Annotated in this window: 19 protein-coding genes; 2 read left to right on the top strand and 17 right to left on the bottom strand. The window is 69.7% G+C overall.

The window, feature by feature from the left end; translation table 11 throughout:
* Window positions 1-10 precede the first annotated feature (10 nt).
* The 4 genes from ACFVYK_RS26330 to ACFVYK_RS26315 form a co-directional block, all read right to left on the bottom strand.
* Window positions 11-1,585, bottom strand: a complete 1,575-nt coding sequence (locus tag ACFVYK_RS26330; RefSeq protein WP_389778248.1) for a hypothetical protein — start codon at window positions 1,583-1,585, stop codon at window positions 11-13.
* Window positions 1,586-1,822: 237 nt separating this feature from the next.
* Entirely contained in the window at window positions 1,823-2,296 is a 474-nt protein-coding gene (locus ACFVYK_RS26325) for a hypothetical protein (protein WP_389778246.1), read from the bottom strand.
* Window positions 2,297-2,503: 207 nt separating this feature from the next.
* On the bottom strand, window positions 2,504-2,725 hold the full coding sequence (locus tag ACFVYK_RS26320; protein ID WP_389778245.1) for a hypothetical protein: 222 nt from the start codon (window positions 2,723-2,725) through the stop codon (window positions 2,504-2,506).
* Window positions 2,722-3,105, bottom strand: coding sequence for a holin (locus tag ACFVYK_RS26315; protein ID WP_389778244.1), 384 nt, complete (start codon window positions 3,103-3,105; stop codon window positions 2,722-2,724). Before ACFVYK_RS26315 ends, ACFVYK_RS26320 begins: the two co-directional genes overlap by 4 nt.
* 53 nt (window positions 3,106-3,158) lie before the next feature.
* On the opposite strand from ACFVYK_RS26315, the gene ACFVYK_RS26310 reads away from it, so the two are divergent.
* Complete coding sequence (locus ACFVYK_RS26310; RefSeq protein WP_389778243.1) at window positions 3,159-3,581, top strand: hypothetical protein; 423 nt, start codon at window positions 3,159-3,161, stop codon at window positions 3,579-3,581.
* A 6-nt stretch (window positions 3,582-3,587) separates the two neighbouring features.
* On the opposite strand, the gene ACFVYK_RS26305 is transcribed toward ACFVYK_RS26310, so the two are convergent.
* The 13 genes from ACFVYK_RS26305 to ACFVYK_RS26245 form a co-directional block, all read right to left on the bottom strand.
* Entirely contained in the window at window positions 3,588-3,884 is a 297-nt protein-coding gene (locus tag ACFVYK_RS26305; RefSeq protein ID WP_389778242.1) for a hypothetical protein, read from the bottom strand.
* A 374-nt stretch (window positions 3,885-4,258) separates the two neighbouring features.
* Entirely contained in the window at window positions 4,259-4,486 is a 228-nt protein-coding gene (locus ACFVYK_RS26300) for a DNA-binding protein (protein ID WP_389778240.1), read from the bottom strand.
* A gap of 105 nt (window positions 4,487-4,591) precedes the next feature.
* Window positions 4,592-5,227, bottom strand: a complete 636-nt coding sequence (locus ACFVYK_RS26295; protein WP_389778239.1) for a hypothetical protein — start codon at window positions 5,225-5,227, stop codon at window positions 4,592-4,594.
* Between the two features lie 86 nt (window positions 5,228-5,313).
* Window positions 5,314-5,502, bottom strand: coding sequence for a hypothetical protein (locus tag ACFVYK_RS26290; RefSeq protein WP_389778237.1), 189 nt, complete (start codon window positions 5,500-5,502; stop codon window positions 5,314-5,316).
* Window positions 5,503-5,511: 9 nt separating this feature from the next.
* A complete protein-coding gene (locus ACFVYK_RS26285) occupies window positions 5,512-5,985 on the bottom strand; it encodes a hypothetical protein (RefSeq protein ID WP_389778236.1) in 474 nt (157 codons plus the stop codon).
* Window positions 5,986-5,998: 13 nt separating this feature from the next.
* The gene (locus ACFVYK_RS26280) at window positions 5,999-6,610 is read right to left on the bottom strand and encodes a hypothetical protein (RefSeq protein ID WP_389778235.1); all 612 of its coding nucleotides are present in this window, start codon (window positions 6,608-6,610) and stop codon (window positions 5,999-6,001) included.
* Window positions 6,611-6,796: 186 nt separating this feature from the next.
* Window positions 6,797-8,857 (bottom strand): hypothetical protein, encoded by a 2,061-nt coding sequence (locus ACFVYK_RS26275; protein WP_389778233.1) that lies wholly within the window; start codon window positions 8,855-8,857, stop codon window positions 6,797-6,799.
* A 9-nt stretch (window positions 8,858-8,866) separates the two neighbouring features.
* Window positions 8,867-10,168 (bottom strand): hypothetical protein, encoded by a 1,302-nt coding sequence (locus tag ACFVYK_RS26270; protein ID WP_389778232.1) that lies wholly within the window; start codon window positions 10,166-10,168, stop codon window positions 8,867-8,869.
* A 42-nt stretch (window positions 10,169-10,210) separates the two neighbouring features.
* Window positions 10,211-10,345, bottom strand: coding sequence for a hypothetical protein (locus tag ACFVYK_RS26265; RefSeq protein ID WP_389778230.1), 135 nt, complete (start codon window positions 10,343-10,345; stop codon window positions 10,211-10,213).
* Window positions 10,346-10,367: 22 nt separating this feature from the next.
* Entirely contained in the window at window positions 10,368-10,562 is a 195-nt protein-coding gene (locus ACFVYK_RS26260; protein ID WP_389778229.1) for a hypothetical protein, read from the bottom strand.
* Window positions 10,562-10,759: a hypothetical protein gene (locus tag ACFVYK_RS26255; RefSeq protein ID WP_389778227.1), complete on the bottom strand. Its 198-nt coding sequence runs from the start codon at window positions 10,757-10,759 to the stop codon at window positions 10,562-10,564. The genes ACFVYK_RS26260 and ACFVYK_RS26255 overlap by 1 nt, the downstream gene beginning before the upstream one ends.
* 161 nt (window positions 10,760-10,920) lie before the next feature.
* Window positions 10,921-11,091, bottom strand: a complete 171-nt coding sequence (locus tag ACFVYK_RS26250) for a hypothetical protein (protein WP_389778226.1) — start codon at window positions 11,089-11,091, stop codon at window positions 10,921-10,923.
* A gap of 81 nt (window positions 11,092-11,172) precedes the next feature.
* Window positions 11,173-11,367 (bottom strand): hypothetical protein, encoded by a 195-nt coding sequence (locus ACFVYK_RS26245; RefSeq protein WP_389778225.1) that lies wholly within the window; start codon window positions 11,365-11,367, stop codon window positions 11,173-11,175.
* A gap of 19 nt (window positions 11,368-11,386) precedes the next feature.
* Here ACFVYK_RS26245 and ACFVYK_RS26240 point away from each other — a divergent pair.
* Window positions 11,387-11,579, top strand: a 193-nt coding sequence (locus ACFVYK_RS26240; RefSeq protein WP_389778223.1) for a hypothetical protein, incomplete at its 3' end; no start/stop codon positions are given.

Genomic DNA, 11,579 nt, shown 5'->3' with positions numbered 1-11,579 from the left:
CCCCATCTCGTCAGAATCCGCGCGCACGGCGCTTCTTGGTCCGGGCCTCGCCGGCGGCGATGGCGTCGCAGGCAGCTTCGTGGGCCAGGACCGAGACCACAGCGAGGTCGATCTTCTGGACGTGCGTCGCCTTACGCAGGACGTATCGCTTCGCCGGCCGTGCCGCCTTGCGGGTGTTCCGGATGTGGATGGACGTCGTCTCGCAGCCGTCATGACGGAAGGTCGTGTCCTTCTTCGTGACGTCCGTGAGCAGCTGCTCGCAGGCCGCATGCATCTGCGCGACGCGGTACGTCTGCCACTCCGTAACGCGCTTCTCGCCGTATCGGGCCTGCCAGGCCGCCATCTCGCTGGTCCAGTACGGCGGGTCACCGTACATGCGGACCACGTTGAAGCGGCCCATGAGCTCGTCCACCGCAGCGTCGACCTCCAGCCGCGGCACCTGCCCGCCCCACTCTTCCGGGTCCCAGATGCACTGCCTGCGGTCTGGGCCGTAGGTCGGGGTGAACTGGTAGCCGTCCAGGGTCTCGGCGCGAATACCGGTCCAGTCGTCGACGTCGGAGCCGTCGAAACCGAGCGCGAGGGCCGTACCGTCCGGCACGTCCTCCAGGGCGATGCGGGCGTCCCAGCGGTCCTGCTGCAGCCAGGTGCCCATACCGGCCGTGATCCGGTTGCCGTAGAAGCGCTCCGCCTCCGCCGGCTCCTTCTCCATCAACTCCGAGGCCTCGCCCTCGATGGAGTCGAGGTCGATATGGCGGCTGCCCTGATACACCGAGGCGTGGATCTTCCGTCGCTCGGGCTTCTTGGCGTAGTCCAGATCCTTGGGCGGCAGCCGGTGGTACCGGTAGACGTCCTTGACCTTGGTCTCTGCCGTCTTCTGGGCGACGGAGTTCTCTGTGGGGTCCCAGGCGTTCGTCTGCTCCAGCGAACGGCCCGACATGCCAGCCAGGCCGCGGCGCTGGGTTGTGGCGACCTTGGTCATGCCGTTTCCGTCGGTCCAGATCCCGGTCTCGTCCTGCGGTGCGAACGTGATCGGGTTGCCCAGCCTGGACTGAGCCGAGGACGTGACGACGTCGATGCGGCCGTCGTTCGGCAGGCGGATGAACTGCTCGCCCACCCGCATGACCTCGGCCAGCGGACCGTTACGGATCATCTCCTGGAGCGGTCTGTACGTGTTGTCAGTCTGGTCCTCAGAAGTCGCGGTGATTTGAATCAGCGGCTTGTTCCAGGGCCTGCCCATCGGCTCGCCCGGCTCATACTCGTACACCCAACCGCAGCCGCATCGGTGATCCGAACACCGGTACCTCTCTCCGCCGCTTGCCCACCCGGCAAACAGGACCGGTCCGACAGCCTCGGCGGCGACAATCGACGCCGCCCACGGGCCCTTGCCGGACTTCTGGGGAGCCACGGCCTGCGCCCGTCGATAGTGGAACGCGGTCGCCAGCTGGCCCGGCTCGGCCGTCGGCCTGATCCGATAGAAGTTCGCCGTGATGCGAAGCTGCCAGTCATACATCTCGAACGGCTGAGGCTCCGGGTCCAGTCCGCCCACCGACTGCAACTTGCAGTGCCGAGTGATCCAGTCGGGCACGACGAACAATGTCGGAAAGTCGAGCGGCCAGGTTCCGTCGTCAGCCGCTACCACCGGCCACCGCGTCTATGTCGATGTCGCTCTCGAAGACGGCCACCCGGATGCCGAGCTCCCCCCAGAGGACGTTCAATCCTCGCAGCGAATTCGGATCCCTCTCGCCCACGTTGCCGATCAGCAGAATGTCGCCCGGCTTGACCAAGACTGCACGCGTCTCCGCTGCCTTTCGTCGCCGGGCCATCAGGCGCCGCCTCCAGCCACCGCGCGCAAGCGGGCACGGGCCGAGGCCGGTGTCGCGTTCGGGCACGCGCTCGGGCCGGTCGCCATCTCGTCTCCCTCACTGGGCCGGTCGATGCGCCACCGGTTGCCACGCATCCCAGGCGTCGTCAGGCCAAGCGAGTCGGCCATCTGCCGGACCAGCGTCGACAAAACGACTGCCGATTCCGGCTTCTCTGCCTCTGCGAGACGACGGACGTACAGCGCCACTTCCAGTTCCTGGCCGTAGCGTTCCCACATCAGAGCCTGGGGCTTTGCCCACATCGTGGCCCATAGCACGGCTTCACGGACGCTTTCATCCTCGAACGGCCAGTCCGGCATTGCGCCTTCGCGGCCCTCGGCAGGCAGGATCGTCCACTCGCCGGCGTCTCGCTCGCGCCGCAGCGCGGTCGGGTCGGGGGCCGGCCCGGACCTGGTGCGTGCTCCACCCTTCGGCATATCGATCACTCCAACTGGCCGCGTTGCGCGGCGAAAGCGCCGTCACCTTGCGTGACGGCGGAGCATGATCACCTAGCCTCTGAACCCGGCAGACCTAGGAGCCACCTCCCCGGCGGTCCCCCGTGGATCTTGGATCAGGGGGTCCCCCCACCATGATCGTCACGCTCGGTGACAATCACCGTGAGGCGGCCGGCGCCGGCCAAGCGATCACCACTGGTACAGGGTGTCGCCGTCCTGGTGGCGATGCTGGTGATCCGAAGCGCCCGGCGCGCGGTCGGGGTCCTGCGCGTCTCGCTGGCAGCGCACGTGAGCGAGGGCCGGCAGGAAGTGCGGGGCACCACACTTCGGCACCGGGCTCTCGGCCCCCTCGACAGTCGCCGGCTCTACTGTGGCCTCCACTGCGTCGGCCTTGGGCTTCGCTGTGGTCATCGGTTCCATCCTCCTGGCTGCTCCCGTGCGGTGCTGCTGCTGTGGCATGGGCCGCACAGGCCGCGGCCGTGCCTCGGGTCGTCGGGGTCGAGGCCACGGTCGACGAGCTCGCGCCGGCTGAGCGGCCAGTGGTCGGCATGGACGCTCGGCTTGCCGCAGCGTTCACCGTGGCCGTGGCTCTCGTCGGCGCACACGCACCGCGGATCCCGGGCCAGGACTGCAGGACGGAAGCGCGTCTCGTGCTGCTTGCCGTAGCCGCGCTGCCTTGCGCTGCCGCGCCGCTGCTCTGCCTCACGCCGGTGCTCGGGGCAGCGGCCCTCGGTCGTGTACTCCGGGCATCCAGGCACGGTGCACACCCGGTAGCTTCCACGTCTGGCCATCGTGATCACCCTCCTGCCCGTAACGTGACGGTCTTGACTGCGAGGGGGATCGGATGACTGAGAGACGTCAGTACAGCCGTGGTGAGTGGATCAGTGCGGGCGTGTTCCTGCTGGTCATACTGGTGGCGTTCGCGTCCTGCTCATCGGTTGGGTCAGGTGGTAGCACCAATACGAACGATGGTGATCCCGGACCGGCGCGCGCGACAGGATCGAGGGCTGCTGACGGAGGCGGGCTTCCGGTCACGGCAGCACGGTTCTCGGAGTGGCCGTTCACAGTGGGTGCCGGCTTGCTGAAGTGTGAGGCTGGGGCTGTGACGTTCGAGCCTGCGGGAGGTCCGCGATACGCGGTGAACGGAACGGCGAAGGGTGCCGGGTATCCGGATATCTCCCCGATCTGGGCTGAGGACAAGGACCTGGGCTACGGACTGAAGGTCGATATCTCCGAGGTCCTCAACAAGGGCCTGTCGCTGTGCTGACTGCCGCTAGGTGATCCCGAGGTAGCCGGACATGCGGACGATGTTCTCGCTGCCTGGCGGGTCGAAGGACACGTAGACCCAGTAGTCGCCTGCGGTGAGAGTGAGGGCGCCACCGCCGGGGCCGACGAGGAGCAGGGCTTCTCCATCGCCCCAGGTGCCGGTGTGCCAGTCGCCCGGCTCCGGGTTGCTGCGGTTGGTTACGGGCAGGAGGGCCAGCTTGGGCGGCGTCCCGGTGATGTCGACCCCGACCGGGGCCGTGACTGGGACGTGCAGGTACTCGGTGCTGGAAGCAGGGATCAACATGGCGCTCTCACCTCCCAATTACCCAAGCTGGGCGCCTGCACGGCGCTTACCCCTGCGTGCGGCTGCCCCGCCACCCAAGGACCGTAAGGCGTGCCGACGGTGACGTCGACATCGTCATGGTTGGACAGGATCGTGCCGCTGGCCGTGAGCGTCACCAGGGCGGCCAGACCTGCACTACCGCCAAGCACTGTGACGCCTGTGGCGGTGAGCGCCGCTGCCGCATTCAGTGCGGCCCCTGCGGACGCGGGTTACCTGCCCTTGTGCGGTCAGGTCCGCTGTGGCCGTAGGCTCGCGTCGGCTGTGGTACTGCGGGTGCCGCTCGCGGAGACTGCAGTCCCGCCGTCCGCGACGGGGTGGCAGGGACGGCGGGACGATCAGGCGGCGCGGGCCTCGGCGGGCAGTTGCGGCGGCTTGCCGGGTTCGAGCAGCTCACCGGTGTACTCGTCACGGTGGGCCTTGTTCAGCTCGAAGACGTTGTAGCGCACGCTCTTGCCGCTGCCGTAGCGGCCGATGCGCCCTTCGCTCGCCCATCGCCAGATGGTGCCGACCGGGCGACCTGCGTAATAGGCGGCGTCGGCCGCGGAGACAAGCGCTGGAGGCATGGACACCTCCTCGGAAATGACGAAGGGCCACCCGTAGGTGGCCCCTGCGACAGAAGTTCTATGCGAGCACAGGATCGCTTCGCTCCGATCCCTTTGTCAACTACTTCACGCTTCCTGCTCGTTCAGCAAGGCCCGGCCGTCTGTGATCGTGAGCATGCCCTGGTCCGGGGTGCCGTGTTGGGCCCGCAGACTTCGGATGTGATCGATCAGCCGGGGCGAGGGGTGGAAGTACTCGTTTCGGGTCCCGCGGCGGTCTCGCCCGAATCGGGTCTCCTCGAACTGCTGGTGCCGCTGGTTCTCCAGGCTGTAGCTGCCCGGTTCGATGGCGAGCACCTCGTCGGGCATCAGACTGCGCATGCGGTTGACGAAGGCTCGAGTCGTGCCGATCTTGATGAGATTGCCGCGGCGAATGTAGTAGACGACTCCGTCAGGCTGATCTTCGAGGAGCTTCTGGAAGGCGACGCTGGCCGCGTTGGCGGCCCGATCGTCCTCCAGCTGCTGCTCCCGCTCTGCGCGCTGCTGCATGTTCCTCTCGTGCTGAAGCCGGCCGAGCTTGACCGCGATCTCTGCCGTCTCGGCCGTGACCGGCACCCCGACGAGTTCGAGGTCGCGGAAGGCGTAGAGGATGGGGAGCTTGGCGGGATCGCCAGGGTCGAAGTACTTGAGGTACCTCGTCCATGGCCCTTGTACGGCGCGGTGCCGCTGCTCGTGCTGCGGTATCAGGGGTCGTCCGCCTGGCACGCCAGTCTCCTTCGGGTCGGTTCTGTTTGATGGTCTCAATCGCCACCGACAACGCGGCTCGCCCTGCTGCCGGTTGTCGGTGTGGCTCAGCGGTCGATGCGCCGGGTCACGATCGCTCCGCCGACGACGGCGATCAACAGGTATACGGCCAGCGCCATGAGCATGCCCGCGGTGCTGGGGTCTCCGGGGAGCAGGATCAGCACGAGGGCGATCACGCCCAGGATGAGCGGGGCGAGGATCGTGTACATCCAGTACAGGGAGTGGTAGCGCTCCATCGGGTTCTCCTACTGCCGGTTGTCGGTCTTGGCCCACACGCCGGTGGTGCGGCTGTGGGTGGTCTGGTGGGTGACGGGCCCGTTGTAGTGGTGGTGCACGTCGGGCGGCGCCGCGTCTTTGGCCCGCTTCAGTAGGCGTGCGATGGCGAGGGCGAGGAAGGCGGGCGCGCCGAACACCACGGCGACGACGGCCGGGTCGGCGTGGCCGGACGCCCACAGGATGGCGGTGGCGGATCCGCCGAGGGTGGCGGTGAGGACGCTGCCGGACAGCATGAGGGCGCTGACGTCGGTCGCCTGCTGACTCATCGGCGGCCGGCCCGGCTGCGGGACGGGCGGCGTGGTGCCGATGACGACCTTGGGGGCGGTGTCGCGGCGCTTGGCTTCCTCGATGACGTGGTCGACGGCGGCCTGCAGCACGGCGTCGGAGAGGTCGGGGGTCTGCCCGGCCGCGGGGGCGGCGGGCGGCTCGGGCAGCTGGTGCATGGTCGGGGGTCTCCTAGTCGATTTCGCCGGTGCCGGAGCACACGGTGCAGCGGACGGTCGTGGTGTCGTGCAAGTGGCTGTCGAGCTTGAAGCGGCCCTTGCCGTCGCAGGCGGGGCACGGGTTGATCGGTTCGGGGGTGTGGTCGGGGTCCAGCTGGTGGCCGCCGGCTTGGAGGTCCCAGGCGGCGGTGAGCGCTGCGGCCTTGGCTGCGGCGACCGCGTTCTTGGCGGGGCGCTTCACGGCGCGGATCGCGGCCCGCTTGCGGCGGCGCAGGGCGGGCTTGAGGAGCTTCTGCCAGTACACGCGCTTCACGGCTTGGCGAATGTCGTCGGCGGTGAGTTCGGGCTGGAGGGTCCCGGCGAGGACTGCGCCGCCGATCTCGACGGCGAACGTGTCCTCGTCCTCGGCGCGTTCGCGTCCGGTGCGGGCGGCCTGGATCTGCTTGAGGTCGCCGACGGTGAGAAGGGGGTGTTCCCAGCTGTGGTAGTTGGAGCAGGCTCCCCAGGCGGGGAAGGCGTCGAAGAGGCCGCGGCCGTCGAGGGTGAAGGCGGCGGTGGAGCACTCGGGGCAGGTGTGGGGGTGCCCGTTGATGGTCATGGACGCGATCTTCAACTCGATGGCCATTTCGGGATCTCCCTCTCATTCCGGGTCGTGACGCTGGTCGTGATGGGTCGTTACGGTGCAGGTCAGGGCCGTGATGGGGGTCGTGATGGGTCGTGACGCGGTCACCACCTCGGGGCTGCGAATCACGGCCCATAACGACTGGCGTCACGACCCTGACCTGCGGCGTCACGACCCCATCACGACCTCTCAGGCGGCTTCGGCGGCCGCTTCTCCGGTGATCTGCCTGATCGTGTCGAGGTGGTAGCCGCGGGCCCCGCCGGTGACCTGGACGGTCGACATGTCGATGTCCAGGTCTAGGGCGTCGACGGCCCGCTTCAGTTCGGCGGACACCTTCTGTGCGGCCGCGCGCCGCGCCTTGATCTCGTCGTTCCCGAAGAGGTCGAGCGCCCAGGCGTCGGCGTCGTGCGCGGCGAGGTACTCCCAGATCGTGAGCGTGGAGAGGAAGTTCGGGTCGTCGGCGGCGGCGAAAGCTCCCCGCACCATCATCACGATCTTCGGCAGGTCGGTGCGGAGCCGGTCGGCTTCGCTGGCGCCGAAGTGGTCGAGTCCGGCCGCAGCCAGCGACTCGGCGTCGACGGACGGTCGGCCGGCGGCCGCCCGCTCGCGGGCCCGGCGACCGCCTTCCTTCCCGTCGAGGAACAGGAACTTGTGCTTGAGCGGCTCCCGGGATCCGGCACCGCGGATGTAGGCCTGCGAGGCGTCGCGCAGGTCGTCGCCCTCGGCGTCGCCTTCGGCGGGGTCGAGCCGGTCGGGCCGCCAACCCTCGGAGATCGCTCCCGCGCCGAACACCTGGATGACGTCCTGGTGCCTGCACGGACCGACGATCCGCAGCGCGATGGAGTCGGCAATGGCCTTGCCGATGGAGTCCTTCGTCGCCTCCTGCGCGGCCAGGACCAGCTGCACGCGGGACTTGCGGCCGACCTGGAGGATCTTCACGGCGAGCTCTTTAGCGCGGTCGGACAGCTGCGGATACTCGTCGATGAAGAGGACGATCGCCGGCCGCTCCGGACTGGGCTCCCAGTTCTCCTTCATGCCGAGCTTCGTGAACAGGCCCGGTCGCCCCTTGGCGATCTTCAGGGCCTGTTCCAGAATGGCCTCGATCTGCCCCATGGCGTCGATGCCGACCTCCCGCACGCCGAGCGCCTCGGCAAGCGGGGCGAGACCGTTGCCGCCGGGGTCGAGGTCGCCGACGAGGACATCGGAGCAGGCGGTCTGCGTGTCGGCGAGGGTCCGCATAATCACGGACTTGCCGCCTCCGGACGAGGCGATGACGATGACGTGCACGCCAAGCAGGGACACGTCGAAGGTCTGCCCGTCCATCCGGTAGGCGATGGTCTGCTTGTCCCGCATCCGGTAGCCGTTCGCCTTCCGCTCCGGCGCGCCCGGCATGTTCGCGAACGGGTCGGACTGCACGAGCCGCAGCACCACCCGCCCGCGCGACTTGCGGACCGGCTGGCACAGCAGCCCGTTCTCCGGCAGGTCGAGCGGCGTCTCCAGGTCGGGCGCCTTCGTGACGATGTCGGCGGGCTTCCCCTTCGCCAGGTGCACGGTGACCTCCCACCCCCAGGCATGTCTGCGGTCGGCCTCCACCGACTTGACCGCGATGCCCTCCGAGGCGAGCGCGCGGCGGACGGCTTCGGCGGCTTCGGTGCGGTTGCGGGCGTCAGCGATCGGGAAGGGGTCGCCGTCGGCGGGCAGGTTGTCGATCCGTCCGGGGTCCACGCCCACGGGCCGGCCTCGCCACACGCCGACGGTGACGGCGGCCATCGCGTACAGGGCGCTCACCCACACGCCGAGCCCGGCGAAGCTGTAGGCACCGGCGGCCGCGATGGGGGCGGCGGCGATACCGCGGGTGATGAGGTAGCGCTTGCGGCGCTCCTTGAGCTGCTGGGTGCGCCGCTGGATGACGGCCTCGGCGCCTGCCTCCTTGCCCATGTCACCGTTGGCGGCCTTCATCTGCGCACGGGCGGTGCGGATCATCTGCGGGTAGTCGCCGACCATCTTGTCGTGCTCGATGCGGGCGATGTGCCACCAGCCGCGGGCCGACCATCCGATCCAGACGACCGTCGGGTGGTGGCCGACCGCGCGGGCGGTACGGCGGGCGAGCGTGGCCTTGGAGTGGATCCAGGCGGGCAGTTGCCGCTGGGGGGTGGCGGGCCGCTTGTCGACGGCCGCGTCCATGGGCGCGGTCGCGGTCGGCTGGACGGGCACCGACACGGTCTGCTCGGTACGGAGCGGGGTGGCCATGGCGGGTCCTCAGTCCTTCTTCTCGGTGGTGCGCTCAAGGCGCGCCTGGGTGCGGGCGATGGGGCTGGGCGGCTGACTGTCGCCGGACGTGCGACGGGGCGGAGTGCCGCCGTTGTTGCGGCGCCCGTCGGGGGCATCCGGGTCGCGCGGGGCGCGCGCGGGTCGATGGGAATCGACCAGCGAGAACGATCCCTCTATGGGCATCTCGGTGGCGGTCTTCACGCGGGCCTGCTGGGCGCGGGAGGCGGCCTCCATCTCCAGCGTGATCCCGACGGTCTTGCAGCCCGTCACCCGGTGCCAGGCTTCGGCCCAGATCTGCTCGGTGACGTACTGCGAGCCGCGGGCGGAGCGGAGCGCTTCGGCGACGGCCCACACCTCGGGGTGGTGCTGCTTGCGGTCGGCGTCGCGGCGCTGCTGCTCCTCCTCGGCCGCCCTATCGCGGGCCGCCTTCTCCGCTGCGGCCCTCGCGTCGGCGGCCTGCTTCTCGGTGCGCGCCTTCTCCCGGGCTGCGTCCGCCTCGGCCTTGGCGCGGCTGGCCGCCCGGCGCTCGCGGGCGGACGGGATCCCGTCGACCTTCTGGGCGATGCCGTGCTCGTAGGCCATGAGGACGATCGGTCCGCCGAGGGAGGCGATGGCGCCGATGAGTCCGGCGTTGAGGCCGATCGCCCTGTCGGTGACGCCGCCGTACAGGTTGATGCCGGCGGCGATCGCTGCGCCGGTCATGATGCCGATGCGGTAGGGGCGGACGTCGCGCCGGTGGGCGACTGCCCAGGCGGCGCCGAACGCGAGGACGAGGGCGAAGCCTTCGAGCAGTGCCGGTGCGGCGATGAGGAACTTTCGGTGCGGGTCCCAGAAGTGCATGAACTGCACCGGCGCGGCGATGATCAGGCCGACGGCATAGATGCCGCGGGCACCCCACTTCCACCAGCGCTCCGCGCGCTGCTGTTCGGCGGCGCGAGCCGCTTCGTCGGCGGCCTGGTCCTCGGCGGCCTGCTCGGCCTTCTCGCGTTCGGCGTGGGCCTTGGCAGCCTCGGCTTCCTTCTTCGCGAGGTGCGCGACGTGGTCGGCGCGCTCCTTCTCCAGGCGCATCGCAGCCCGCTCGTTGGCGATCCGCTGCTTCTCCGCCTCCTCGGCGGCCCGGATCTTCTCGGCTTCGGCCTTGGCCTGCGCGGCGACGAGCAGGGCCTCGCGCTCGGCTTCGGCGCGGGTTCGGATCGCCTCCGCCTCGGCGTGTGCGACCGGGTCGTACTCGAACCGGGGCTCCGCGGGCAGCGGCGTGCCGTTGACCCTCTCGACGGAGGTGGCGGTCACGGTGATCGGTGTCCTTTCGGAAGCGCTGGCGGGGGTGGGGGGTTACCAGGAGTGCCGGTCGAAGCGCGACCGGGCGCGAGGTGCCCTCGTGCGAGCGATCACAAAGGGCGTCAGGACGGCGATGATCACGCTGATGACGACGGCGATGAAGCTGATCGTGTACTCGAAGGTGCTCATGACTGTTCGGTGTCCTCTCGGTCTAGCTGGCGGTGACGTGGGCGCGTCGGTACATGCGGGTGTCGATGCCTTGGCGGCTGCCGTCCGGGGTGGTGGTGCGGCCGCTCCAGTGGTGGTCGCCGGGGGCGCTGGCCTGGAAGCCGCGGTCGTTTCCGGGGCCGCGGTGGTCGTCGGGGCGGCCGGAGCCGCCGGTCTGCTCGTTGCGCCAGGTGGCCATCAGGCGGCCCTCGCGGGGGCGGGCCGGTGCTTGAGCCAGGCGATGGCCGCGAGCAGGAGCAGCGCGGGGCCGGGGATCACGGCGATGACGGTGGCGGCACCGGCAGCAGCGAGCGCGATGGGGGTCGCCGCGGCCGGCCACACGCCGATCACGACGAGGGCGACGGCCAGCAGCGGCCAACGAAGCTTGCGGATCATGGCGACCTCTTCGGGGGTCGAGACGGGACGGTGGGGTGGTGCTGCGCCAGTTCTCCACGGGCCCCGTTCGAGACGGGGCCCGCAGGCAGCCGGTCAGCGTCGGTTGCTGTAGAGGCGGCTGGCCGGGTCAACGGGTGGGTGGACGCGGTAGCCGTCTCGGGTCAGTGGCGGAAGCCGGGCTTGTAGTGCTCGCGGATGTGGCGGGCTTCTTCGGCGTCGGCCTTCTGGTCGGCGGCCTGCGCCTGAGGCGAGTCGGCGCCGTGCGTCTGGCAGGCCTTGACGTATGCCTCGTGTGCGTCGTCCACGCGGTCGATCGACTTACCCCAGCTCATGATCGGTTCCTCTCGATAGGTGGCGGAACGCTGAGCGGTTCCCCTCACCGCCCGTGCGAGACGGGCGGATCGGGCAGCCGGTCAGCTGGCGGGGGCGCAGTCCAGGCAGTTCGGGTCGTTGCAGAGGTCGATGCGGCCGCAGCCGAGCGCCTCCGATACCCGGTTCGCGGCACGGCCGCCGCGCTCGCCGGCCACGGTCAGGCCGGCCTGCTGAAGCCGGCGGGCCACGACCTCGCGGCCAGCCGGCGCCTCGGGGTTGCTCTTACGTCCGAACATGGGGCGTCCTCTCGGGTTGGTGGTGGAAACGCTGGCGCGGTTCCCCTCACCACAGGTGCGGGACCTGCGGATCGGGCAGCCGGCCTGTCACCACCAGCTGGTCTTGCGGCGGTCGGGGCAGCCGCGGCGCGCGTCAGCCCTCGGGCTCGGTGAGGATGAGCCGGTCAATTGCCTGCTCGATCTCGGCGATCTTGTCGAGGAGGGCGGGGTTT

This window comes from Streptomyces sp. NPDC058291, assembly GCF_042880855.1.
GTDB lineage: Bacteria > Actinomycetota > Actinomycetes > Streptomycetales > Streptomycetaceae > Streptomyces.
This window is presented reverse-complemented; position numbering and strand designations above follow the sequence as displayed.

What these genes read in the sequence shown, in the direction of transcription:
- ACFVYK_RS26325 (WP_389778246.1), bottom strand. Translation starts at nt 2,296, where the DNA reads ATGCCGAAGGGTGGAGCACGCACCAGGTCCGGGCCGGCCCCCGACCCG.
- ACFVYK_RS26320 (WP_389778245.1), bottom strand. Translation starts at nt 2,725, where the DNA reads ATGACCACAGCGAAGCCCAAGGCCGACGCAGTGGAGGCCACAGTAGAG.
- ACFVYK_RS26315 (WP_389778244.1), bottom strand. Translation starts at nt 3,105, where the DNA reads ATGGCCAGACGTGGAAGCTACCGGGTGTGCACCGTGCCTGGATGCCCG.
- ACFVYK_RS26310 (WP_389778243.1), top strand. Translation starts at nt 3,159, where the DNA reads ATGACTGAGAGACGTCAGTACAGCCGTGGTGAGTGGATCAGTGCGGGC.
- ACFVYK_RS26305 (WP_389778242.1), bottom strand. Translation starts at nt 3,884, where the DNA reads ATGTTGATCCCTGCTTCCAGCACCGAGTACCTGCACGTCCCAGTCACG.
- ACFVYK_RS26300 (WP_389778240.1), bottom strand. Translation starts at nt 4,486, where the DNA reads ATGCCTCCAGCGCTTGTCTCCGCGGCCGACGCCGCCTATTACGCAGGT.
- ACFVYK_RS26290 (WP_389778237.1), bottom strand. Translation starts at nt 5,502, where the DNA reads ATGGAGCGCTACCACTCCCTGTACTGGATGTACACGATCCTCGCCCCG.
- ACFVYK_RS26285 (WP_389778236.1), bottom strand. Translation starts at nt 5,985, where the DNA reads ATGCACCAGCTGCCCGAGCCGCCCGCCGCCCCCGCGGCCGGGCAGACC.
- ACFVYK_RS26280 (WP_389778235.1), bottom strand. Translation starts at nt 6,610, where the DNA reads ATGGCCATCGAGTTGAAGATCGCGTCCATGACCATCAACGGGCACCCC.
- ACFVYK_RS26275 (WP_389778233.1), bottom strand. Translation starts at nt 8,857, where the DNA reads ATGGCCACCCCGCTCCGTACCGAGCAGACCGTGTCGGTGCCCGTCCAG.
- ACFVYK_RS26265 (WP_389778230.1), bottom strand. Translation starts at nt 10,345, where the DNA reads ATGAGCACCTTCGAGTACACGATCAGCTTCATCGCCGTCGTCATCAGC.
- ACFVYK_RS26260 (WP_389778229.1), bottom strand. Translation starts at nt 10,562, where the DNA reads ATGGCCACCTGGCGCAACGAGCAGACCGGCGGCTCCGGCCGCCCCGAC.
- ACFVYK_RS26255 (WP_389778227.1), bottom strand. Translation starts at nt 10,759, where the DNA reads ATGATCCGCAAGCTTCGTTGGCCGCTGCTGGCCGTCGCCCTCGTCGTG.
- ACFVYK_RS26250 (WP_389778226.1), bottom strand. Translation starts at nt 11,091, where the DNA reads ATGAGCTGGGGTAAGTCGATCGACCGCGTGGACGACGCACACGAGGCA.
- ACFVYK_RS26245 (WP_389778225.1), bottom strand. Translation starts at nt 11,367, where the DNA reads ATGTTCGGACGTAAGAGCAACCCCGAGGCGCCGGCTGGCCGCGAGGTC.